The following is a 22,299-nucleotide window of genomic DNA, read 5'->3' as shown; positions in this document are numbered from 1 at the left end:
CACCTCACTAAGGCAAAAAGGAAGCGCGACAGCTGTGCTATGAGCGACACCATAGAGATTAAAACTCGTGCAATGGGCGTTTTTGCTGATCAACATTTTTTGCGTTGATCAAGTTTTCCGCAATTTCACGTAGTGCAACTACAGTAACTTTGTCGCCCTCTAAAGGCACTTTTGCGTCTTCACCACCAGTAGCAAGTTGACGGGCGCGTTTTGAAGCGACCATAACTAATTCAAAGCGGTTATCAACGTTTTCTAAACAATCTTCTACGGTAACTCGAGCCATTTTGACCTCTGTGTTCGGTTATCTATTTTTCCAAGGGTAATTCTACTTAACGGCTTCTCACAATGACAAGAGATCATTTATAAGATTGCCATATTTTTCCTGCATAACAGGGGTTTTTGAGCGCATTGCGGTAAAAACCGACGAGATTTGTGAAAGTGCTTCATCAAAATCGTCATTTACAATAACAAAATCATATTCATGATAATGCGACATCTCATTAACCGCCTTTGCCATACGACGCTGAATGACTTCATCTGAGTCTGTGGCGCGTTTTCTTAAACGTTCTTCTAGCGCTTGTAATGACGGCGGTAAAATGAATATGCCAATGGCTTCAGGGTAGAGCTGACGTATTTGGCGAGCGCCTTGCCAGTCTATTTCTAAAATCACATCTAAGCCTTGTTCTAGCATACCAAAAATGGACTCTTTTGATGTGCCGTAATAATTATCAAAAACTTGAGCGTGCTCGAAAAAAGCGTCTTCAGCAATCATGTCCAAGAAGGATTCATCATCGATAAAATAGTATTCTCGGCCATGTTCTTCGCCAGTTCGTGGCGTACGTGTGGTATGAGAGATAGAAATCCGCACGTTATTGTCTTGGCTAAGAAGTGCCTTATATAAAGTTGATTTACCGGCTCCAGAAGGGGCTGATAAGATGAATAAATTGCCTTTGTGTTTGTCCATGGGTTGTTTGGTCCACCAGTCTTTGTCTTTTTCAACGTCTTACTATATCACAAACAAAATGCCTGTTCTTAGTCGGCGATTATTGTCGATATTGGCGCTTTTTGACAGAAATGTTTGTCAAACTTACTGTCTAATTTTTCAGGTTTTGTCGGCCATATTCTATTGGCTTTGTGATCAATAATAATTCGTTACAAAGTTTTTAATTGTTCGAGATGCTTTTTTCATAAACAAGGCTAAGCTTCAAGGATAAGTAATCAACAGATAAATAATGGAACAAGGAAGGGAAATGCAATGGATTTACCCTGCGACAAAAAAATACTTCAAGCAATGTCCAAACAAAGAAATTACTGCAAAGTACTATCTGTAGAAGATGATCCTGATTACCAAGAGGCGCTAATGAATGGCCTTGGTGCACTCAATTATGATGGGAAACAGGTTGAGTTTCTAACTGCGTCGTCCGCTAGTGATGCCGCGACGGTGATTGCGGCCAACCCTGATATATCGGTGATTTTTCTTGATGTTGTTATGGAAACCGATGTGGCAGGCTTACGTCTAATTCGTACAATACGCGATGTGATTGGCAATGATTTGGTTCGTATCGTCTTATTGACAGGTCAGCCTGGCATGGCGCCTGTAGATGACCTTATTGGCCAATACGATATTGATGATTACTGGTGTAAATCAGACCTCACACAGGCTCATTTACAGACAATTGTGCTAAGTAATTTGCGTACGTGGGAACATCTTTCTGATATGAAAGAAGCTCGTCATGGTATGCAGTTATTACTTGCCGCGAGTCAGAGAATAGCGTCAAAGAGCGATATTGCGGATTATACTCATTCTATTCTGGAGGAAATTGGACTGCTGTTGAAAATTAGTGGTGGCGGTATCGTGTGTTTTTTCCATCCAGAAGAAGAACATTTAGAAAAAGCCTTAATCGTGGCGGCTTGCGGCGAATTTTCGACACATATACATAGATATTTTTTATCTGTGGTACAAGACAGTATTTTAAGAGAGGCGGTTGAGTTGGCGAATAATAAGAAAAGCCATGTGTTTCAGGATGGTTTTTCTGTGTTGTATTTTTCGAATAAAGAGTTGGAAGATCGAGAATACATGGTGGTAGTAAAGCTAGACCGAAATCTTGCCGCAAATGAGATTAATTTGCTTCAGGTATTTTGTGAAAACATTAGTGCCGGTTTCCGCAATGTCGCCTTGCACAATAAGCTAACAGAATTGGCTTATGTTGAGCCTACCTTAGGGATTCATAATAAAAACTGGTTGGTTCGTGAAATACGCAATATGTTTTCTTGGGAGCGTGAAAAAGCCACTTTATTAATGCTTTATGTAGAAGATTTGGCTTATACCGAGTCGGTATTAGGTTCCAAATATTGCGACCAACTTACCCTTTCTTTGTATGATTATTTAAGTCACTTCTTTGATAAAACGGTTGATATAGCTCTACTTGAACGAGATACCTTGGTGCTGATAGTGTACGACGATCAGGATTACAACGAAGCGTCGCTCGAAAATATTATCCATACCAGCATTGAAGTTGAAAACTCCTTACATTCTCTTGATTTGACTGTAAGCTCAGTGAAATTTTCAGATTTCCCTAATTATGAGCCTGAGCAATTAGTCAGTGTAGGAAAAAGCACCTTAGAAAGAGCCAAATACGAAGGTGTATCCTATCTAGCGTTTTCTGAGCCTTTGGCATCAGCCATGTTTGGGCGTTATGAGCTATTAAAAGATCTGCGAGAGGCGATTCTAAACAATGAAATTAGAGCGTATTTTCAACCTAAGGTAAATTTGAAAGACAATCAGCTGGTGGGTTTTGAAGCACTTGCTAGATGGACTCATAAAGATGGTAGCGTTATTCCACCAGATCAATTTATTGCCTTAGCGGAGAGTAGCGGTCTGATTGATAAATTAGATCAGCAAATGTTGAAGCAGTCCTGCAAAGCTATTAAGACGTTGAAAAATATAGGTATTAATGTACCTATTTCGGTGAACGTTGCCGGTAATGAAATCATTCGCCCTAATTATTTCGATAACTTTAAAAAGCTTCTTGAAGAAGAAGATGTTCCAAATGAGATGATTGAGCTAGAAATTACAGAGTCTCAATTTATTGAAGAAAAAGGCACCATTAACAAGCACTTGACAGCTTTAAAAACATTAGGTGTACGAGTCAATATTGATGACTTTGGGACTGGCTATTCTTCCTTGGCTTATTTATCTACTTTGTCGGTTTCAACAGTCAAAATTGATCATAGTTTTGTATGGCGCATGGAAGAGTCAGAAAAAGATTGGGAGATTTTGAAGATGATTATTGAGCTAGGAAATTCCTTAGGGCTCAGTGTTATTGCAGAAGGTATTGAAACCGAGCAGCAAAAAATGCATTTACTGGTTTTAGGTTGCGAGGATGGCCAAGGTTACTTATTTGCTAAGCCTATGTCATTAGACGATACGATCAGTTGGGTTAAAAAGGGCTTATAACAATATGATTTTTGGTAAACGGATGTCACAAAAATCATTACTTTTCATGTATTTGTCAGGTATTTTGGTTTTCACAATTTTGTTTAGTTGGGGCAGTTATCGATTCTTTTTAGATAATAAAATCAGCCAATTAGCATGGAATGAATCAGAAGTACTGTCCCGTAGCGCCAGTGTTTTTAGCCGTGAAATGGGGCATATTAAGCGTGTTACCTTATTGTTGCGTAATAGTATTAACGTGCGTTTGTCTGCTCAGAATACAGCTTCTCAAACTGTAGCCTCTCAAAACTCTATGTCACAAAATTCGGCATCATCACAGACTGAAGCAATCATCCCTGATGATTGGGAGACTCAGGTAGCGGATGAATTCAACCAATTTGCTCGAACGTCTAAGCTGATCTCACAAGTTCGTTGGATTATGCCAAATGGCCAAGAGCACATTCGAGTCAACTCTCAGGCCGGTGTCAGTACTCGTGTACCTGATGATCAATTACAAAATAAATCGGATCGGCATTATGTAAAAAATGTACCTGATAACAGTAACGATGTGTTTATTTCCTCATTGGATTTGAATATTGAAAATAAAGAAATTGTCCGACCTTTTCAGCCAACGGTTCGTGGTGTTGTTAGAGTCGATGGTAATCTGCCTGGGATTTTAGTGGTGAATTACGATTTGACTAAATTGTTTGAATTGGTGCGTACCTTTAGCAGTGAAGGCGTGTATTTAGAAATAATCGACACTAATGGCAATTGGGTATTAGCAGCGGATCGAAGTCTTGAATGGGGCGGAATCCTGCACCCTGACGACTTGAGTTTTAATATCAAAACGCACTTTCCAGCTATTTGGCGAGAAATGAATGCCGCGGACGGGTTAGAACGAATTTTCGATGATGGTCGCTTATGGAGTCTTTTGAAACTGCATATAGACGAAGAGGGAATCGATGTAAAAGGCTTCCAAACACCGTCTTTATATTTTATTGCACGTTCTAATTCTGAGGTGTTTTCTGCGTGGCGAGTTAAGTTGATTTTAACCATTGTTGGTATTGCGAGCATTTTCTTTACTTTGATAGCTTGGTTGATTTGGCGTCAAACGACAGCGCAATTTGAAACCTATCGACTGCTTAAACTTGTGCAACAAGAAAAAAACCAAGCCGAACAGGTTAACCGGAAATTGAATTTAACGAATAAGCGTTTGGTGGATCTTCAGGATGAGTTGGTAGAAAGTAGCAAATTGTCTTCGCTAGGCTTGATGGTTGCTGGGCTAGCTCATGAAATGCATACGCCTCTTGGCGGCGTCAGAATGGCTTTATCTTCATGTAAAATATGGCTGGATAAGGAGATTAAACAGCATCCCTCAGATGGTCTAGAAAAAATAGATAGCTCTTTGCTTATTGCAGAAAAAAACCTCGTCCGTGCTCTCGATGTGGTTTCCAGCTTTAAACGGATTGTATCGGATAGAACCGTTCAGGATATGCAGGCTTTTTTCTTTCATAATGTCGTCAATGACATTTTATTCACCTATAAGCCAGTCTTGAAAAAACGTGCTGATATTCATATAGAGAGTGAATGTCCAGAAGACATTGATATGCTGGGTTACCCTGGCGTTATCTCTCAGATCATTCAGAATCTTGTCGATAATGCACTGGATCATGCTTTTCAACGCCTGGATAAAGGCGTGATTGCCCTTACTGCTAAAAAAGAGCAAGACCATCTAATTCTGGTCATTAGCGATAATGGCAGAGGACTCTCTCCAGAAATTAAAATGCATATTTTTGAACCCTTTTTCACCACAGGTAGAACTAAGCAACATACAGGATTGGGCTTACATCTGGTGAGTCAGTGGGTTAACAAATTAATGAATGGACGTATAGAAGTTACATCAGAGCTAGGTGTTGGAACAACTTTTACACTAACCATCCCACTTTATGTCGCAGATGTAGAAATGGATGTTTAACCATCATTTATAAAAAGCTCCAATGCTCATAGTCACCGGAGCTTTTCAGCTTCCCTAGAAGGTGAACAGATTATTTATCAGTAAAGCCACGCACTTGTGAATTTAACTGCCAGCGGAGTAACTCAGGCAAGGCTTTTTGACGCTCTTGCTGTTGTTGACTCGGATGTTCGCTGTTGGTTGCTGTACGAAGTTCTGTGCCTTTTTCCCACGGATAAAAAGCCGCTTTACCTACCATTGGATAAGCTCCGTCATTATCAATCCATAGCGTGACGTTGTAACCAAACGCACGACTTTCGTCATCGATAGGCGCTAGCATATTACGGCCTGCAATCGCTTGATAGGGCGTGTCTGACAGGCTTAGATTGTACAAAGTTGGGAAAATATCTTTGTGTGATCCCACTCGGTTTGAATCATACTTCCAGTTCGTATTTTCCAGAATGTCTTTAGGAACATGTAGGTAAAATGGGACGGCACGATCTAACACTTGTTCTTGAGGATAAAACGCATTCAAACGACGCATCTGGTGGTCTCCAGTGGCCGCAATGATGGTCTTATTGCCTGCACTTGAACCTTCAACGGCCGTGATAAACTTCCCGAAAGCATCAGCTGCAAACTGATAGGTTTTTAGCAGTGCTTTTTGAGCTGCCTCATCATCGCTAGAGTGCTTGGCAACCTCGGTTGTCACATCAAAAGGTGCTGCTTTATAACGTGCTGGCGTCATATAAGGCGGGTGATTTGTAATGGTCAAAATAGTGATGAAGGTTGGTTCAGTCGCTTCTTTAAGCACCCGCTCAGCTAAGCGATAGGCATAATCATCAGGAACCCCCCAAGCACCAGCTTCGGCGGCTGACTCAGGATACATCTGCGTCAGAGTATTTTGATCGTAAACAGTGTCTACATCTTGCAAAGGCAAATAGTTTACCAAGTTGCGCCATGACATATTACCAGGCGAGATGAAGACAGTTTTGTAGCCTGCTTTTTTATAAATATTGAAGGGCACGCCTTGCAGTTTCACTTTTTGCTCAGAGCTGTGGCTGATGTTTTCAAATGGGCTATGAAAAAGCAGAGCGGCTAACGATGGCGCAGTACCATTGTCTTCAGACAAAAAACGTTTGAAAACAAAGTCTTCTTTAAAGTGCGGGCGCAGCTCTCCTAAAAGATCATTTGTTTCAGGGTCATCAAACGCCAACATGTTACTACCAAAACTTTCCATGACTGTCATGACAACGTTTGGTTTGTTTGTCTCAAGCCAGGGATTGACTGGTGTTCTTTCATCCAAGCTATTAATGCCAAGTTGTGCTTTTAAGGACTCGCCTTTTTCACGACTAACAGGCGCGAAAGACTCATCCATCTTCTTGTCTTTAACAGCCCAATCTAACGCCATAAAGCCATTTGGAGACAGCTTGTTAAGAATCAATAACTGAGAAACTTGTGCATTACCCCTGCGTAATGGAAACGTTCCGACACTGCCCCGTGCCGCAATAAAGAAAACAATGAATGCGATTAATACATAAACAATAAAAACACTAAGATGCCAAGGTTTACGTTGGGTATCTCGTAGGGTGTATTTGGCTAAGCGATATGAGATAAAACCGAAAAATAAGGAGGCTGTTAAGCTTTTGATGACAGGGTAATCTTGCCAGATATTGAGCAATATGCTGCTTGTATCGTCATCTGCTAAAGCAAAAGCGAAAATATCAAAATGGTTATGATACGTTTGGTAATAATAAAAGTTACTGATGGTCACCATAACTACAGTGAACATAATCAAGCCCATTAAAAAGGGGCTAATGGCTTTCAAAAAGCGCCACGATATTTTGTTCGCGCAGAATAATAAGCCGACTAAGAAGAAGGGAACCATGAACATACTGCCGATACGAAAATCGTAGCGAACGCCAATAGACCACATACGTGTAACATCTTCACCATGTTTTGCTAGCTCCGCAGGAGTTGCAAAATACTGCAGCATAAAATAGCGACCAAGCATTAATATCAAGACGATAAAAAATATTTGGATCGCTAACGTGACCACAAGAGGTCGCATTCGACTCTGATACATTATTGTGATTATCCTAAAATACCTAAATTGCTGGTGATTATAGCACTCAATAAATGGCCAATACCGAGATAAAAATCAGTAAGCGGTAGAGAAAATCTTGCTTCTTACTTAATTAGAGAAGAATTGACTAAAAGCTTAACGACTTGGTTTTGGGCTTGCCATCCAGCCTAATCCCATCCAAATTACGCCAATGCTCAGCATGACATAAAGTGGCGCAGTCCAGGATTGGTGCCAATCGTAAAGCGCACCAATCAACACCGGACCAATGGCCGCAAGTGTATAACCAATTAATTGTGCCATACCAGACAGGGCCGCTGCTTGCTTTGGACTATTCGTTCGCAAACTGACGAATGACAAACCTAAAATAAAGCCCATACTAACGCCGAAACCAAAAGATACGGACCAAACACCAGACCAACTAGGAATGAATAAAAAGCCAGCTAAGCTTAACGTTGTTAATCCAGTGGCAAACAAGCATAAGCGTCTATGGCTGCCTAAGCGATGGATAAACGGCGCTAAAATCAACGAAGGAACCGCTCCTGCCAATTGCAAATAACCTTGATATAAGCCAGCGGTCGAGTCGGTGTAGCCATTGCTCATTAAAATAGCCGGAACCCAAGCGACGACCACATAATTCACCAGCGAGTTTACTGCTAGAAATCCTGCTACTTGCCATGCGGTTACAGATCGCCAAACGGACGTTGATATTTCAACGTTACCGGTTTGTGGCGGTTGATGCTGGGTTATTTTGCAGCTAAACCACACCACCAAAGGCAACAGAATCAACACACTTTGACACGCCAGAGCAAATGACCAACCACTCATTGGCAGGTCAAAGCTTGGCTGTTCGGCATATAAACTCAATGGCACCGCAAGGCTCGACATCAAAAAGCCGCCGATGCTCATCATCAGCACATAAATCGCCGTGAGCTGAACCACGTAATGCGGAAACTCGCGTTTCAGTAAACTTGGCAGCAAGACATTACCAATGGCAATTCCGGCGCCAATAAATATCGCACCGATATACAAGGTGCTGATCGAACCAAAAGTACGAATAATCATACCAATGGCAATCAAGCCAACGCCCGACGCCAAAATGCGCTCAATACGAAAGTGGCGAGTTAACCAAGATGCCACAGGCGCAAAAAAGCCAAACGCCAACAGTGGCAAGCTAGTAAGCAAACCGGATTGCGAGCTGCTTAAATGCAGATCCGTACTGATTCTATCTAACAAGGGTGGCAAACCTGTCACGGGGCCACGCAAACTTAGCGCTACCAAAAAGATAAACAAGAGTAAAAAGGCCGCGTCGTGTTGCGCTAATTTAAGTAATCGTTTCATGGCGTCCATTTCGAAAAAGAGGTTTTCGGGAGATATTGTCGATTCGCTATTATATGGGTTACTCTGCTTGCTGAATTAAGCGACTTGGACAATAAATTGCGAAATACAGACAAAAGCATTTTTGAGACACTGACCGACCTTTGTTTTGCGGATCATTATCCACATCGCGTTCTCGTATTGCGCTCGCAATCGGTACCACATAGTGAGGAAACGCCTTGGCACAAACATCAAAAAGGCCAACTGGTTTTACCGCTAACTGGGGTTGTGACCAGCTTTATTGACGACAAAATGTGGCTTGTTCCACCGCGTTGCGCGGTTTGGATTCCCAGCAATGTTATGCATCGCAATCAGATATCACCCAATGCCGATGTCTGCATGTTGTTTGTCGATGGTAGTGATTTACCTTTGCCAGAAGTGGCTTGTACCTTGACGGTTACGCCATTTGTACGTGAACTGATATTGCATCTGCACTCGCAACAACGCTATGAAGAAACCGACCTTGCCACAGATCGGCTCGTCGACGTACTTATCGACCAGCTTATTGAACTTGAGCGAGAAGAGTTTGATTTCCCTATCCCTGATGAACCAACCCTCAACCGCCTCGCTCTTGAGCTGATTGCCAGACCCAATGAAAAACGCACCCTAGGTGAATGGGCCTGCGACTTCGCCATGAGCGAACGCACACTGGCACGGATGATCAAACGTCATGTACAACTCACTTTTGGTCAATGGCGAAGCCAGCTTCACATTGTTCTCGCGCTGCAAAAATTGGCGATCAACATGCCCATTCAAACCATCTCCGAAGAGCTGGGCTACGACTCCGTCAGCGCTTTCATCACCTTCTTTAAAAAAGCGCTGGGGAAATCGCCAAGGCAGTATCGGATTGAACGTTGGGGCAAGGAATGACAGAGCGCCCGTTACGGTTCGCTTAGATCGTCGTGAGAATATACAGCGCTAAGAAAATTAATGCTAAGCCAGATAAGCGATCAATCCACATGGCTTGGCTGCGCAACTTTTCCAAGAAGCGCGCATTCGATAGCAGGCACGCAATCAAGGTGTACCAAAGACCATCCACCAGCCAAGGCGTTGCTACCATGAGCATTTTTCCACTTACCTGATGAACTTCGGCAACGAAAGGGCTGAATAGCGCGGCAAAAAATAAGGCGATTTTGGGGCTTAAAATCGACACGAGAAAGCCTTCCTTTGCCGATTGAAACACACTAACGGGAGTGCCGGATTCCAGTTTGGCCGCAATGCCACCTTTGGAACGCAGAGCATTCACACCAAGGTAAGCCAAATACGCTGCCCCTGCGTAACTGATGGCATGAAATAGCAAAGGAAACTGATGAAAAATCACCGCTAAGCCAAGCATGGATAGTAGCGCGTACAAGCCAATGCCTGTTGCGTGCGCCCAAGACGTGGCTAAACCGTTTGCTCGACCACCCGCCAAACTGTGTTTAATGACCATCGCGAGACTCGGACCTGGTGAGATAGCACCAAGCAAACAAATGGTAAACAGGGAAAACCAAATAGACAGTGACATACGCTGCTCCTTAATGATCGAAGCAGATTAGCAAGCCCTTAGTATCAAATGAAATCATCTTTTCTCATAGTGCTTATGATCTTGAATCATAGCCTATAGAATAAGCGGCTTTCGACATCACTTGCAAAACGAGATTTCTCATCCACAGATGAGAGGGGTCATTATCGTATTTTGCATGCCAAATCAGCCAGTACTTATGACGAGGTGTGGGGATGGGAAGCGGTTTATAGGTAAGAGAAAAGTGTTTTTTTAAATTTCGAGCAATGTGTTCTGGAATCACCAAAAGGTGCTGACTTTGACACAGTGATTGCGCTGCCGCATAGAAAAATGGCACCTTCAGCGCAAAGCGGCGTTGCTTTTCTAGTTTGGCTAACGCCTCATCCACGTAACTGTCTTTATCGCCACCGCCGATCACTTTAATATGAGCGTAGGCGAGAAGATCGTCAATGCTCAGGGTGTCTTGTGTTGCCAAAGGGTGAGCATGGCTCATCACGCAAACAGGGGAGTCTTCACCTATTTTAACAGAAGACACACCTTCTGGTTGCGTTGGAGACATGCTTGATGCCAACTGAATATCGGAGGTGGCAAGCTGAGGCAATAAATCTGGCTGCCATAAACGATACTGCATTGATACATTGGGCGCCTGAGTTGCCAAGGCTTCGACAATATCAGGCAAAATATACTGCGCCACATAATCGCTGGATGAGAGCACAAACTCGCCATGCCATTTTGCTGGTTCGAATGCCTCTTCTACCAGTAAATCATCCAACTCTAGAAACCAATGAGTCAGCTTCGTTTGCAGCATTAGCGCTTTAGGTGTGGGAATCAGAGTATTGCCTTCGCGAATAAGCAATGGATCCGCAAATAAATGCCTAAGCTGGCTAAGCTGACGGCTAACCGCAGATTGCGTTAGATTCAATTTATTGGCCGCGTGGCTAACATGGCGCTCCTCTAGCAACACCTTTAATGAACGCAACAAATTTAGGTTAACACGGTGGATCATCTCGATAGGCTCACAGGCTGAAGAGTGGTCGGCTTATTTTTCGGTTTTACTCACCATAACGCAAGGTAAATTGCCCAACTTAATGGGCAAACTTTAACACCACCACGCCAAGAATAATCAGCAGCACGCCCATGTAGCGAAGCAAGGATGTCGGATCGCCATAAAACCAAATACCTAGCAAAAACGTACCAGATGCACCGATTCCTGTCCAAACCGCATAGGCGGTACCCATCGGAATTTCTTTCTGTGCCAACCAAAGCAAGGTACCACTGACTGCCATAAAACCCACCGCAATGGCAATGCCCAATACTTTTGAACCACCAGATTGCGCCATCTTTAGCCCAACAGGCCAACCGATTTCTGTTAATCCTGCCAGTAGCAAATACAACCAACTCATTTCCATTACTCCATACTAAAAATATTCGCACTCATGTGGGCGAAGTTGCTTTTTATAGTATCGATATTTATGATGATAAAAAGTTATTAACTATCGATATTTTTCATATGTTAAGTCTTGAACAAATTAATATGCTGGTGTTGTCCGCTGAATTAGGGTCTTTTTCAGCGTGCGCGAGAAAACTAGGCAAGGTGCAGTCAGCCGTGAGCCACGGCATCAGCAGCTTAGAAATAGACTTGGGGGTTGAACTGTTTGATCGCACCTCTCGCAGTCCAAAGCTAACGTCAGAAGGGGAGCGCTTAATTCGCAGTGCGAAAGCGCTTTTAGCCCAGTCCCATGAATTTGAAAAAATTGCCGAATCCATTCATCGGCGCGAAGAAAGTGCGCTCACTATTGCCATTGATGATGCGTTAATCGCCCCTCATGTGTCGTCGATATTTGCGCTATTTGCTCAGCAATTTCCTTATGTCCAGCTAGACATCGTATCCCTTGCTTCTCCCGATATTACCGAAGCCGTGGCGAATGGAAATATTGATATGGGGATTATGTTTTCAGAAGTAGAAGCGAACAAGCAAGTCGATTTCTGCTACGTGGGCGGTGTGGACTTTATTGCTGTTTGCCACTGGGACTTTCCTTTGGCAGAGCTGAGCTTATTGTCGGAATCTGACCTTGCACCCTATCGGCAAATAGCCGTTCGTGGCTTTTTTAAAAAAGAGTCGCAAGCCTTAATCAGCATGACGCCAAACGCATGGTGGTGTACAAGTAACTACGCGGTTTTAGAGTTGATACAACAAAAAATAGGTTGGGCGTATTTGCCCTTATCCTTGGTTCAACCATTCATCGAAACCGGTGATATTCATAAAATCGACGTGACTTTTGACCACAAGCCTTGGTCCGTTCCTGTGGATTTGGTCTCCAAAAAAGGCGCGAATCGCGGCCCCGCTTACCAATGGTTATTTGATGCTTGTAAAAATGCGTTTTCTGCGGACCTTTGTATGTGAAAAAGCCCACTTTTACATAACGTAAAAGTGGGCTTTAAAATACTGTCATGACTTACAAAATCGATTTATTCAGTCGCTTCATGAATCGTTTCTTTCGTGCTGTTGTACGCTTTTGAGGAGTCTTCTTTCACGCCTTCCCAAGTATTTGCGCAGCCAGCTAATGCAAGTGTTACCGCAATGACTAATAATGGAAACTTCATGTTTAAACCTCTCTTTAATATGAGTCATTACAGATTAGCAAAAAGTTTTGTAAAGAATGATCCACTATTTTGATTTAACTTAGAATATATGGTTTTTTTACAGACTGTTTTCTATTCCCAGCTTACTGTAAACCTTATAGGAAAAATCCTTAAGCAGGTCCATGTATTGACAGCAAAATAGATTGACCTTATCCAGCTCTGTCATAGAATGACGTCAATTTAACCCTGCTTGGGATAGTTTAGGATTGAGGTGATACATGCCCAGTACATCGGTTGTTCCAACAAATTCAACGCGCCAGCGTTTAAAGGCGTTTATTGAGAACTCGACGATACAGCGTATTCTATTGGCGTTGATTTTAGTCAATGCTGTTATTCTCGGATTAGAAACTTCGTCTGAGGTAATGGCAACAGCTGGCTCGTTTTTAATTGCACTGGACAAGGCTATATTGGCGGTGTTTGTTATTGAGCTCACTATTCGTTTGCTTGTGCACCGTTTTGCCTTTTTCAAAGACGGTTGGAATGTGTTCGACTTCGTCGTCGTAGGGATCGCCCTAGTACCAGCCAGTGGGCCGTTTGCGGTATTGCGTGCGCTCAGAGTATTGCGAGTATTACGCGTACTGACCTTTGTACCATCCATGCGAAAAATTGTCGGCGCGTTAATCAAATCATTGAACGGTATGTTGTCCATCGCCATGGTATTAGGGCTGGTGTATTACGTGGCCGCCGTTATGGTGACCAAATTATTTGGTGACGCTTTTCCTGAATGGTTTGGTAGCCTAGGCGCTTCGCTATACACCCTGTTTCAAGTAATGACCCTAGAAAGCTGGTCCATGGGCATCGCGCGTCCCGTCATGGAAGCCTTCCCTTACGCTTGGGCGTTCTTCATTCCGTTTATACTCATCGCCACTTTCACCATGCTCAACCTCTTCATCGCTGTCATCGTTAACGCCGTGCAAACCATGCACGACGACGAACACAAAGAAGATATCGACACAGAAAAAGCCACCCAGCAACAGTTACTAGAGCAAATGCAGCAGCTTCAACAGGAATTACAAGCACTGCGCCAAGACATGAACAAACCAAGGGAATAATGACGAAGTCTTGGTAGTGAGTAATGGAGCATAGGCGAGGCTCAACTCCCCCATCTGCCCAAGATAAGTGAGCAAATTGCTCACTTATCTATAATGATATATCGGAATATATTCTTTGATCTACTATTGTAGATAATGCTTCTTGTGCTCTTTGTAGTGGAGTGATATGTTTTTATATATAAAATTTATCTCTTGATATATCAAGGCGTATCAATATGAGTTATGTAACAGAGCAGATACTACAAAGTCTTCGAGAATCTCGGGTACGAAAGGGGTTTAGCCAGAGAGAGTTAAGTGCGCGTTCGGGTGTACCGCAAAGCCATATTTCGAAAATCGAGTCTGGTGGCGTTGATCTCAGAATGTCCAGTTTGATAGCACTTGCCCGTGTACTCGACCTAGAGCTGTTTGTTGCGCCTAAAAAGTCTGTTCCTGCTATTAAGTCGATTATTCGAAGCAGCCAAGGTCTCAGCGATGAAGATGAGCAGATGTCGCCCGCATATCAGTTAGAGGAAGACGACGATGACTAACAATGTCTCTACGCTCAACGTTTTGCTCTACGGTGAACCCATCGCAACCATCACCAACGTGGGTAATGATAGAACACTTTTTGCCTTTATGGATTCGTACATTAATGACGAATCACGGCCCGTGTTAGGGCTTGGTTTTAAAGATACACTGGGTGGCTTGCTGACTAACTTCAAACCGACCCAAACTAAGTTAACGCCATTTTTCTCTAACCTTTTGCCAGAAGAAACCATGCGCCATTACCTGGCAGAGCGTGCCGGAGTGAACCCCGCGCGAGAATTTTTTCTATTGTGGGTACTTGGACAGGATTTAGCAGGTGCGATCACGGTTGAACCGGCTGATGGTGAAGCGCTGCCGCCTAATGTGCATCAAGACATTGACGATGAGACGAAAATTGAAGCCCCCATGCGCTTTTCATTGGCGGGAGTGCAATTGAAGTTTTCAGCTGTGCAGCAGGCAAATGGCGGTTTGACGATCCCTGCTACGGGTCAAGGTGGCTCTTGGATTGTGAAATTGCCGTCGTCTCGCTTTGACGCTGTGCCAGAAAACGAATATTCGATGATGGAATTGGCCCGAATGTTGGGCATGGACGTGCCAGAGACTCAGCTGCTCTCCATTGATCAGATTGCTAATATCCCAGCAGGGATTGGCAAATTCGGCACTAGTGCGTTTGCGATCAAACGCTTTGACCGTGTTGATGGTCAAGCGGTACACATTGAAGACTTTGCGCAAGTGTTTGGCATTTATCCTCAAGATAAATACAAAAAAGCCAGTATGCGTAATATTGCTCAGGTTATCGGCATCGAAGGTCAAGACAAAGACATCGCAGAATTTACGCGCAGATTGGTGTTCAATACACTCATTGGCAATGCCGATATGCATTTGAAGAATTGGTCTGTGATTTACAAAGACAAACGCACCGCATCCATTGCGCCTGCCTATGACTTTGTCTCGACCATTCCCTATATCCCCGACGATAGTGCGTCGCTGAAGGTGAGCCGTAGCAAAAAGTTCAGTGACTTCACGCTGGATGAATTATCACACTTAGCCGCTAAAGCCATGCTGCCAGAAAAATTGGTGTTGGATACCGCCAAACAAACCGTGGCAGGTTTCCATGAAATATGGGCGAAAGAAAAAGCGCATTTACCGCTTACTAAGGCGATGATTGAAGCAATTGAAACACACTTACGAAGTATACCGCTACGCTAAATCGTTAGTGGGGCGTGCGCAATAAGCCTATCTAAACTCACCGACTTGGCAGTAGATTGAGCCCGAAATGCTCTCAGGAATGAATCGATGTGTCGTGTCGTTGAGGTTGTCATAATTCGGTTTTACCTGGATGGTGAAGAGACTATACAGTTTGCTTGTATTGCAATGAGGGATAATAAGGCATTCGATAGTGCTGATAGATATTGTCGGTATATCTTGTATACTTTGGGTAAATCAGGCGCTGTAGGTCGCCTAAGTACTCAAAAGGAGATCATTATGCTTGAAATCGAACCGCTCTGCTTCTCGTCCGACTGCCCTAGCCGAGCTTTGTTTGACCAGATCGCTGACAAATGGTCGATGATGGTGCTGGCTGTGCTTGATGATGGTCCACAACGCTTCAATGCGGTCCGTCGTCGCCTGCAAGGTGTCACCCAAAAATCGCTCACTCAATGCCTGCGACGGCTGGAACGTAATGGATTAGTATCGAGAGAAGTGATCTCATTTTCACCAGTCGCAGTGCAATATCAAATTACGCCGCTGGGTCAAACGCTACAACAGCCTTTTCGTGCGCTGCATGAATGGACAGTCACTAAGCTGCCAGAGGTTGATGCTGCTAGGCAAGCGTTCGACGCGACTGCGAACGAAACAACAAATTCGTAGAATAAGTAGTTCCGCTCAATTTAGGGACACAGAGTCTTGGTACTGCTTACACACAAGGCTTTAGTCGTTAGTTCGATAGCCAAACATTCTACGTTTATTTCGGAGAGCTAGGTTTCCTCAAACCTACTAGGACGACTCAAAGTACCTAATTGATACTAGGTTTATTTGATACCTTGGTATCTGCCCCTGCTTATTGGCAACTAACCCTTTTGTCAGCGAGTTGCACTTCGTCATTGCTTTGCTAGACTGAAAGAGCCTCAGCCTCTTTAGTCAAGCCGTACCTGACTAATCGTCAAGTGTGGGCGTACATCAATTAAATTCAAGACTATGAGGAATATATGGAAAACCTAAAGCTTTTAGCACCGTTGAGTAATAAAGAGCTCACTTTCAAGAATCGGGTATTTATGGCGCCGATGACCAGGGCTCGTTCAAAGGATCAAGTGGCCAATGAATTGACTGCAACCTATTACACGCAGCGCGCATCGGCAGGACTCATTTTCACTGAAGGTACCCAGATCAGTGCTCAAGCTGTGGGGTGGACGAATACTCCTGGAATTTATACTCCCGAGCAAATTGCGGGATGGAAGAAGGTAACCCAAGCGGTTCATGAAGCTGGTGGTCTTATTTTTGCTCAGCTTTGGCATACAGGGAGAGCGTCTCACCCTGATTTCCATGGTGGAGAACTTCCCGTTGCACCATCAGCCGTTCCCTTTAATAGTCAGGCGTTCACACCAGAAGGTGTCAAACCCTCTGTGACTCCACGCGAACTAACTCTTGATGAAATCAAGTCCACCATTAATGACTATGAAAAGGCAGCGTTGGCCGCAAAAGAAGCGGGTTTTGATGGTGTCGAAGTCCACGGTGCCAATGGCTATCTGCCTGCGCAGTTTCTGGAAGATGGTTCGAATAAGCGAACCGATGAGTATGGTGGTACTGTTGAGAAGCGAGCACGTTTCCTGCTTGAGGCCACAGATGCTGCAATAAAGGTCTTCGGGCCTTCCCGAGTCTCGGTTAGATTGTCACCGCGCATTCCGTACAACGATATGGGCGATTCTAATCTTGAGCAGACCTACATGTACGCAGTGGAGGCACTGGAAAAGAAAAATGTTGGTATTTTGCATTTCATGGAGCCAGCGACCTTGCCGGAAGGTCTTAAAGCTTTTGCGCCAGGTGCTCGTCAGCGATTCTCAGGAATTTTCGTTTTGAATGTTGGCTATGACCGAGAGTCTGCGGAACAGGCGCTGCAAAATGGCTTGGCTGATGCCGTCACATTTGGCACCCTGTTCATTGGTAATCCTGACTTACCGGAACGCTTCCGTCAGGATGCTCCATTGGCAACTGCGAATACTTCTAGTTATTACAGTGGTGGAGAAGAAGGCTACATAGACTACCCGCCGTTGGCCTAGGCAATCATGATCGAAACAGATTAGCAGGAAGTTTATATCTTGCATCTGAATCGGCTAGCGCCATGTCCGTTGGGCATGGCGTTTAAATTTGAATGGAATCGAGGTTATTAGTATCTTCGGCTAATATCTGTTTGATACCAGTCGAGGGACAACTTATCCACGGTTTCAATGTCAGGTAACTCTATTTTCTGTTTTTCCAGAAGAGGATCTATGCCGTCACGTACTTCCTTTCGAAAGCAATTCTAGCGGCCGCTAGAGATATTAAAGGAGTTGCTTCTCGTCTTCATTTGGCTGTGGTGTAGCTGATCATCCAATAAAGTTAGCCTCGTTTGCTGACGTAAAAGTACAGCTCTTCACCGTCTAAATATTTTTTTTGGTTCGGCTTTGTTGTGAGTTTTCCCGTGTTTACTTCATAGTTGCTGAAATAATGGAGGGCAATAATGGCTGACTACCACTTAACAGGTAGTTTGCAACGGACATCAGCAAACCGGTTTGGACGGAAAAAACAAAAAAGCCCTGTATTTTCAATGCTCTTCATAAGGTAATACATGGCTTTAAGACGTTCTTGGATTGGTAACTTTCTACCCAGAAACCTATTCGATGTTTTGGATCTGTTCTCTCATTTGCTCAATCAACACCTTCAATTTCACGGCGCTTTGGGTGGTTTCCACGACGATGGATTTTGACGAAAGGGTGTTGGCTTCGCGGTTGAGTTCTTGCATTAATCCAATGATGAATGGTAGTCATACCCACCTAGTTTGGTTGGTATGACTACACATAATTACTGCTAGGCGATAGCTTGTAATGCAATTCTAGCCGTTTTAAGTAGTCTGGCTATGGTATTTTCAAATACCCACTTTATAAAAGAATAAGTAAGCTTAATTGGAATTCCCGCACCTAGCCCAGCGAATACTATCATATGACCTAAAAGCCCCCTCACTTGCTCATCATATCCCGCCAAGGCAGCAACCTTCGTAACTGCTTGTGCCATTAGGTCATATACGGTTCCTATAGCTGCTGCACTTGCTTGTAGTGAACCAACTAAAGCTGTATAGCCACCGTCACATAATGCAGTGATCAAAGCGGCCATGATTTTATCTGCCCAGTGTGTTGAATAAAAAGCATGAAGGCGATCTTCATAATTTAGAATAACTCTCTGGGAGATAGATATGCCTTTTTGGCTGGAGATGTTATCCCATTGATCATGTGCTGCGGTTGTAACATATCCAGGATTAAATTCCATAGAATGGGTCGCAGGATTAATATCCTGAACCTTTAAAGATATGAACTCAGTGCCATTGATAGGAGCGTGAAAATAAGGCCAAACAGGTACTTTAGTAACTGGATCCGAGGCATGTACGCAGCGAAATATTTTATCAATACGTGTGCTGGCTTTTGTAGCAAAGTCTTTTTTACCAACACGGGGACTACCAAAAGTGTATAAGTAAACGGTTTTGTTGTAGGTGACTTTGATCCAATCTGCTACAAGCGTTGCTACGGCTCCACCTAGGCTATGACCAACACAATGAATAACGCCGTTTCCATTCAGAACGTCTGGTTTATCCATGTATGTTTTAATGCCGTCTCTAAGAGAAGAAAATGTTGACTGAAACCCTTTATGAACTGAGTTTCCAGAATCACTGTTGGTGCTGTGACAAGTTATATCTGTAATTGCATCGGCTTTTGTATTTGTTCCTCTTATTGCAATAACATGATCATTCTTATAGGTTTCTCCATTACCATGGCCAATTAAAGCAAAACCGGTTTCTACTCGATAAAAGAAACCTCCGGATGTTCCTCGTTGTACATTATTTAATGTGAAATTATTTCTTATAAATCTAGGTACCTCTATATCTGTAGTGCCTTGCTCTATTTGATAAGAGAGTAAAGCTAGCTGAGAGGCCAATCTTGGCGATAGTTCTGTCATATTTTGTCCTTAAAATAGAAGTGATAACGTATTAGATTAATCGTTAAAATCGTCGTTATTAAATTTCTCTAGAATTTTTTTATCCGTCCAATCACAGATACTAACTACCATTTGCTCATTTCTTACATTATATCCTGATGTATCGATAGTGTATTCAAATTCATTACTTTGTAAGTCGGCATTTAATTTTGACATTAAAAGACTTAAAGGTGGTACTGGACTATGGCCTTTACTTACTCTCCATAAGCAATAATTTTCATCGTTTATACTTTTATTTTTTTCTATATAAATTTTTTGAGAAATAGGGGCGTTTTGTCCAAAAATATCTCCTGGAGCACGAGACTTCACTATTTTTTCTTCAAATGAGAATTCACCATCAGCATTAGTTGTTGCATAGTCAAATATTGCTTCTTTACTGTATCCGCTATAAAAAAGCCTACGCTCAACTTCTATTCCAGCTACTGGCTTTCCATTATCAGTGATTCTTCCTTTTACTGGAGGAGACAGCTCAACGTCATAACGTTTTAAACCAAAAAAGCTTACCATAGCTTTACTTCCTTATTGATTTGGTCGGTATTTTAAAAAGGTTAATTAATAAAATTTTCTAACAACCTAATATATTACAGAGTATTTTACTTTGACATATGCAAATTCTAATAAAGTAACGTGTAATACGGCCATCTTCTAAAGTGTAAAATTTACTCAATATTCTGTATCTGCTCTCTCATTTGTTCAATCAGAACTTTCAATTCCACGGCGCTTTGGGTGGTTTCCACGACGATGGATTTTGACGACAGGGTGTTGGCTTCGCGGTTGAGTTCTTGCATTAGGAAGTCAAGTCGGCGGCCGATGGGGCCTTTTTGTTGTAGCTGACGGCGGACTTCTTTGGTGTGCGTCGTTAGGCGATCCAGTTCTTCGGCCACGTCGGCTTTTTGGGCCAGTAAGACGATTTCTGCTTCGACGCGCATTGGGTCTAGGTCGACTTTGGCGGCTTCGAGTTTATCCAGTAAGTTCTGTTTCTGGGCAGCGATGATCTCTGGCAGTTTGGCTTGCACTTCTACAACGATGGCGTCTATGGCATCAAGACGTTGTTCGATAATGTCTTTTAGTTGCGCACCTTCACGTAGGCGAACTTGGATCATTTCGTCGACAGACTTATTAAAGAGCTCTACGACGGATTTTTTCATCATTTCAAAGTCGCTGCCTTCATCACTAAGGATGCCAGGCCATTTCAGGATGTCGAGAGGATTGGCAGGATCCAGATCTTTGAACCATGTGCCAAGCGTTTCTATGGCGTTTGCTAAGGCTTGGGCGTTATTTGGATTGATTGTCAGATTGGTAGCGGCTTTGTCTACGCCTTGGAAGCGTAGTTGGCATTCTAGTTTGCCTCGGTTGATCTTTTTACGCAGCACGTCACGAAAAGCAAACTCAAGCTCGCGGAAGTTTTCTGGTAGACGAAAGCTGGGTTCTAGGTAACGCTGATTCACTGAGCGAACTTCCCAGCTGATGGTGCCCCAATCGTATACGGCTTCTTGGCGTGAGAAGGCGGTCATGCTTGCTGTCATGTTGAGTACCTATAAAAAAGATCAGTAAATAAAGAAAAACAAAGGCGATATTGTAGCCTAACCAGACTGTGTTCGACAGGTTTGCTAAATGTCATGTTTTCCCGTCGCTGGGGGCGCAATTTTATGTGGGTTCGTTATAATTGCGCCTTTATGATGTTTATCGATAGAGAGAGCAAGTATGCGTCCAAGCGGAAGAGAAGCAGATCAATTACGTCCCCTGAAAATCACGCGTAATTTTACCAAACATGCCGAAGGCTCGGTGCTGATCGAATGTGGCGACACGAAAGTTATTTGTACGGCGACTGTGGTTCATGGCGTGCCGCGTTTTTTGAAAGGCAAGGGCCAAGGTTGGATTACAGCGGAATACGGTATGTTGCCGCGTTCTACACACAGTCGAGTGGATCGCGAAGCCGCCCGAGGTAAGCAAGGCGGCCGTACGGTTGAGATTCAGCGTTTGATTGGCCGTTCGTTGCGTGCGGCAGTGGATCTTAAAAAGTTAGGCGAAAATACCATCACCATTGACTGTGATGTGATTCAAGCCGATGGCGGCACACGTACTGCGTCTATTACCGGTGGTTTTGTCGCTTTGGCAGATGCTATGCGTGTTTTGGTTGAGAACAAAAAAATCAAAGCGAATCCAATCGTATCGCAAATTGCAGCGATTTCTGTGGGCGTTTATAAAGGCGTGCCTGTGTTGGATTTGGATTACCCAGAAGATTCAAACGCTGAAACAGACATGAACGTTATTATGAACGACAAAGGCGGTTTCATTGAGATCCAAGGCACTGCCGAAGGTGAAGCCTTTAGTGATGAGCAGATGATGGGCATGTTGGCTGTGGCGCGTAAAGGCATTGCTGAAATCATGGAAATACAACGTGCGGCTTTGTTTGATAAGTAATTACTGTTTTTAGGCGTTAACGCGTTTTATAAAATCTAGTTTCGGCTAGATTTTTTTTGCCTGAAAGGT

21 protein-coding genes and 1 pseudogene are annotated in these 22,299 nt (G+C 43.4%); 10 read left to right on the top strand and 12 right to left on the bottom strand.

All coding sequences use genetic code 11. The annotated features are described in order from the left end of the window. Window positions 1-58: 58 nt before the first annotated feature. Together rpoZ and gmk are read right to left on the bottom strand one after the other, a co-directional pair. Window positions 59-283 (bottom strand): DNA-directed RNA polymerase subunit omega, encoded by a 225-nt coding sequence (gene rpoZ / locus KPL72_RS00265; RefSeq protein WP_012072045.1) that lies wholly within the window; start codon window positions 281-283, stop codon window positions 59-61. Between the two features lie 57 nt (window positions 284-340). Beyond that, the gene (gene gmk / locus KPL72_RS00260) at window positions 341-964 is read right to left on the bottom strand and encodes a guanylate kinase (RefSeq protein WP_072839393.1); all 624 of its coding nucleotides are present in this window, start codon (window positions 962-964) and stop codon (window positions 341-343) included. Window positions 965-1,255: 291 nt separating this feature from the next. Here gmk and KPL72_RS00255 point away from each other — a divergent pair, with 291 nt between their 5' ends. Beyond that, entirely contained in the window at window positions 1,256-3,457 is a 2,202-nt protein-coding gene (locus KPL72_RS00255) for a bifunctional diguanylate cyclase/phosphodiesterase (protein WP_219701076.1), read from the top strand. A 22-nt stretch (window positions 3,458-3,479) separates the two neighbouring features. Continuing rightward, a complete protein-coding gene (locus KPL72_RS00250; protein WP_249422029.1) occupies window positions 3,480-5,408 on the top strand; it encodes a sensor histidine kinase in 1,929 nt (642 codons plus the stop codon). A 70-nt stretch (window positions 5,409-5,478) separates the two neighbouring features. Here the strand turns inward: KPL72_RS00250 and KPL72_RS00245 are convergent, their stop codons facing one another. Together KPL72_RS00245 and KPL72_RS00240 are read right to left on the bottom strand one after the other, a co-directional pair. Next, a complete protein-coding gene (locus KPL72_RS00245; RefSeq protein WP_219701072.1) occupies window positions 5,479-7,467 on the bottom strand; it encodes an LTA synthase family protein in 1,989 nt (662 codons plus the stop codon). 135 nt (window positions 7,468-7,602) lie between these two features. Continuing rightward, window positions 7,603-8,805 (bottom strand): MFS transporter, encoded by a 1,203-nt coding sequence (locus KPL72_RS00240; protein ID WP_249422028.1) that lies wholly within the window; start codon window positions 8,803-8,805, stop codon window positions 7,603-7,605. A gap of 96 nt (window positions 8,806-8,901) precedes the next feature. Here KPL72_RS00240 and KPL72_RS00235 point away from each other — a divergent pair, with 96 nt between their 5' ends. Then, a complete protein-coding gene (locus tag KPL72_RS00235) occupies window positions 8,902-9,711 on the top strand; it encodes an AraC family transcriptional regulator (protein WP_249422027.1) in 810 nt (269 codons plus the stop codon). A 22-nt stretch (window positions 9,712-9,733) separates the two neighbouring features. Here the strand turns inward: KPL72_RS00235 and KPL72_RS00230 are convergent, their stop codons facing one another. From KPL72_RS00230 to KPL72_RS00220, 3 genes are all read right to left on the bottom strand, one after another. Beyond that, entirely contained in the window at window positions 9,734-10,348 is a 615-nt protein-coding gene (locus KPL72_RS00230; RefSeq protein WP_219701063.1) for a LysE family translocator, read from the bottom strand. Window positions 10,349-10,421: 73 nt separating this feature from the next. Then, a complete protein-coding gene (locus tag KPL72_RS00225) occupies window positions 10,422-11,351 on the bottom strand; it encodes a LysR family transcriptional regulator (RefSeq protein ID WP_219701061.1) in 930 nt (309 codons plus the stop codon). Window positions 11,352-11,430: 79 nt separating this feature from the next. Continuing rightward, window positions 11,431-11,748 (bottom strand): DMT family transporter, encoded by a 318-nt coding sequence (locus KPL72_RS00220; RefSeq protein ID WP_137170626.1) that lies wholly within the window; start codon window positions 11,746-11,748, stop codon window positions 11,431-11,433. 107 nt (window positions 11,749-11,855) lie between these two features. On the opposite strand from KPL72_RS00220, the gene KPL72_RS00215 reads away from it, so the two are divergent. Then, complete coding sequence (locus KPL72_RS00215; RefSeq protein ID WP_219701059.1) at window positions 11,856-12,749, top strand: LysR family transcriptional regulator; 894 nt, start codon at window positions 11,856-11,858, stop codon at window positions 12,747-12,749. Window positions 12,750-12,814: 65 nt separating this feature from the next. Here KPL72_RS00215 and KPL72_RS21315 read toward each other — a convergent pair whose 3' ends face one another. After that, window positions 12,815-12,949: an entericidin EcnAB gene (locus KPL72_RS21315; protein WP_110577088.1), complete on the bottom strand. Its 135-nt coding sequence runs from the start codon at window positions 12,947-12,949 to the stop codon at window positions 12,815-12,817. Window positions 12,950-13,206: 257 nt separating this feature from the next. On the opposite strand from KPL72_RS21315, the gene KPL72_RS00210 reads away from it, so the two are divergent. From KPL72_RS00210 to KPL72_RS00190, 5 genes are all read left to right on the top strand, one after another. Further along, complete coding sequence (locus KPL72_RS00210) at window positions 13,207-14,040, top strand: ion transporter (protein ID WP_219701058.1); 834 nt, start codon at window positions 13,207-13,209, stop codon at window positions 14,038-14,040. Between the two features lie 215 nt (window positions 14,041-14,255). Further along, entirely contained in the window at window positions 14,256-14,567 is a 312-nt protein-coding gene (locus KPL72_RS00205) for a helix-turn-helix domain-containing protein (protein WP_219701057.1), read from the top strand. Beyond that, window positions 14,560-15,774 carry a type II toxin-antitoxin system HipA family toxin gene (locus KPL72_RS00200; protein ID WP_219701054.1) on the top strand — a complete coding sequence of 405 codons (1,215 nt, stop codon included), beginning with the start codon at window positions 14,560-14,562 and terminating at the stop codon, window positions 15,772-15,774. Before KPL72_RS00205 ends, KPL72_RS00200 begins: the two co-directional genes overlap by 8 nt. A 276-nt stretch (window positions 15,775-16,050) precedes the next feature. Beyond that, on the top strand, window positions 16,051-16,434 hold the full coding sequence (locus KPL72_RS00195; protein WP_219701052.1) for a winged helix-turn-helix transcriptional regulator: 384 nt from the start codon (window positions 16,051-16,053) through the stop codon (window positions 16,432-16,434). A gap of 338 nt (window positions 16,435-16,772) precedes the next feature. Then, complete coding sequence (locus KPL72_RS00190) at window positions 16,773-17,840, top strand: alkene reductase (RefSeq protein ID WP_219701051.1); 1,068 nt, start codon at window positions 16,773-16,775, stop codon at window positions 17,838-17,840. Between the two features lie 593 nt (window positions 17,841-18,433). Here the strand turns inward: KPL72_RS00190 and KPL72_RS00185 are convergent. From KPL72_RS00185 to KPL72_RS00170, 4 genes and pseudogenes are all read right to left on the bottom strand, one after another. Beyond that, window positions 18,434-18,565 (bottom strand): annotated as a pseudogene (locus KPL72_RS00185) (endoribonuclease YicC domain-containing protein); the annotation flags it as partial. A gap of 62 nt (window positions 18,566-18,627) precedes the next feature. Beyond that, the gene (locus KPL72_RS00180) at window positions 18,628-19,767 is read right to left on the bottom strand and encodes a lipase family protein (RefSeq protein WP_219701050.1); all 1,140 of its coding nucleotides are present in this window, start codon (window positions 19,765-19,767) and stop codon (window positions 18,628-18,630) included. Between the two features lie 36 nt (window positions 19,768-19,803). Next, a complete protein-coding gene (locus KPL72_RS00175) occupies window positions 19,804-20,313 on the bottom strand; it encodes a DUF4198 domain-containing protein (protein WP_219701048.1) in 510 nt (169 codons plus the stop codon). Between the two features lie 152 nt (window positions 20,314-20,465). Then, entirely contained in the window at window positions 20,466-21,332 is an 867-nt protein-coding gene (locus KPL72_RS00170) for a YicC/YloC family endoribonuclease (RefSeq protein WP_219701047.1), read from the bottom strand. 178 nt (window positions 21,333-21,510) lie between these two features. Here KPL72_RS00170 and rph point away from each other — a divergent pair, with 178 nt between their 5' ends. Continuing rightward, entirely contained in the window at window positions 21,511-22,230 is a 720-nt protein-coding gene (rph, locus tag KPL72_RS00165) for a ribonuclease PH (protein WP_219701045.1), read from the top strand. The last annotated feature ends 69 nt before the right edge of the window (window positions 22,231-22,299 follow it).

It is taken from the genome of Marinomonas lutimaris, from assembly GCF_019426345.1.
GTDB classification, from domain to species: Bacteria; Pseudomonadota; Gammaproteobacteria; order Pseudomonadales; family Marinomonadaceae; genus Marinomonas; species Marinomonas lutimaris.
This window is presented reverse-complemented; position numbering and strand designations above follow the sequence as displayed.

Bases quoted from the DNA above. Each gene is read 5' to 3' on its own strand.
- KPL72_RS00230 (WP_219701063.1), bottom strand. From the start codon at position 10,348: ATGTCACTGTCTATTTGGTTTTCCCTGTTTACCATTTGTTTGCTTGGT.
- KPL72_RS00225 (WP_219701061.1), bottom strand. From the start codon at position 11,351: ATGATCCACCGTGTTAACCTAAATTTGTTGCGTTCATTAAAGGTGTTG.
- KPL72_RS00245 (WP_219701072.1), bottom strand. From the start codon at position 7,467: ATGTATCAGAGTCGAATGCGACCTCTTGTGGTCACGTTAGCGATCCAA.
- KPL72_RS00255 (WP_219701076.1), top strand. From the start codon at position 1,256: ATGGATTTACCCTGCGACAAAAAAATACTTCAAGCAATGTCCAAACAA.
- KPL72_RS00220 (WP_137170626.1), bottom strand. From the start codon at position 11,748: ATGAGTTGGTTGTATTTGCTACTGGCAGGATTAACAGAAATCGGTTGG.
- KPL72_RS00250 (WP_249422029.1), top strand. From the start codon at position 3,480: ATGTCACAAAAATCATTACTTTTCATGTATTTGTCAGGTATTTTGGTT.
- KPL72_RS00175 (WP_219701048.1), bottom strand. From the start codon at position 20,313: ATGGTAAGCTTTTTTGGTTTAAAACGTTATGACGTTGAGCTGTCTCCT.
- rpoZ (WP_012072045.1), bottom strand. From the start codon at position 283: ATGGCTCGAGTTACCGTAGAAGATTGTTTAGAAAACGTTGATAACCGC.
- KPL72_RS00240 (WP_249422028.1), bottom strand. From the start codon at position 8,805: ATGAAACGATTACTTAAATTAGCGCAACACGACGCGGCCTTTTTACTC.
- KPL72_RS00170 (WP_219701047.1), bottom strand. From the start codon at position 21,332: ATGACAGCAAGCATGACCGCCTTCTCACGCCAAGAAGCCGTATACGAT.
- KPL72_RS21315 (WP_110577088.1), bottom strand. From the start codon at position 12,949: ATGAAGTTTCCATTATTAGTCATTGCGGTAACACTTGCATTAGCTGGC.
- KPL72_RS00205 (WP_219701057.1), top strand. From the start codon at position 14,256: ATGAGTTATGTAACAGAGCAGATACTACAAAGTCTTCGAGAATCTCGG.
- KPL72_RS00195 (WP_219701052.1), top strand. From the start codon at position 16,051: ATGCTTGAAATCGAACCGCTCTGCTTCTCGTCCGACTGCCCTAGCCGA.
- KPL72_RS00190 (WP_219701051.1), top strand. From the start codon at position 16,773: ATGGAAAACCTAAAGCTTTTAGCACCGTTGAGTAATAAAGAGCTCACT.
- rph (WP_219701045.1), top strand. From the start codon at position 21,511: ATGCGTCCAAGCGGAAGAGAAGCAGATCAATTACGTCCCCTGAAAATC.
- KPL72_RS00215 (WP_219701059.1), top strand. From the start codon at position 11,856: ATGTTAAGTCTTGAACAAATTAATATGCTGGTGTTGTCCGCTGAATTA.
- gmk (WP_072839393.1), bottom strand. From the start codon at position 964: ATGGACAAACACAAAGGCAATTTATTCATCTTATCAGCCCCTTCTGGA.
- KPL72_RS00180 (WP_219701050.1), bottom strand. From the start codon at position 19,767: ATGACAGAACTATCGCCAAGATTGGCCTCTCAGCTAGCTTTACTCTCT.
- KPL72_RS00210 (WP_219701058.1), top strand. From the start codon at position 13,207: ATGCCCAGTACATCGGTTGTTCCAACAAATTCAACGCGCCAGCGTTTA.
- KPL72_RS00200 (WP_219701054.1), top strand. From the start codon at position 14,560: ATGACTAACAATGTCTCTACGCTCAACGTTTTGCTCTACGGTGAACCC.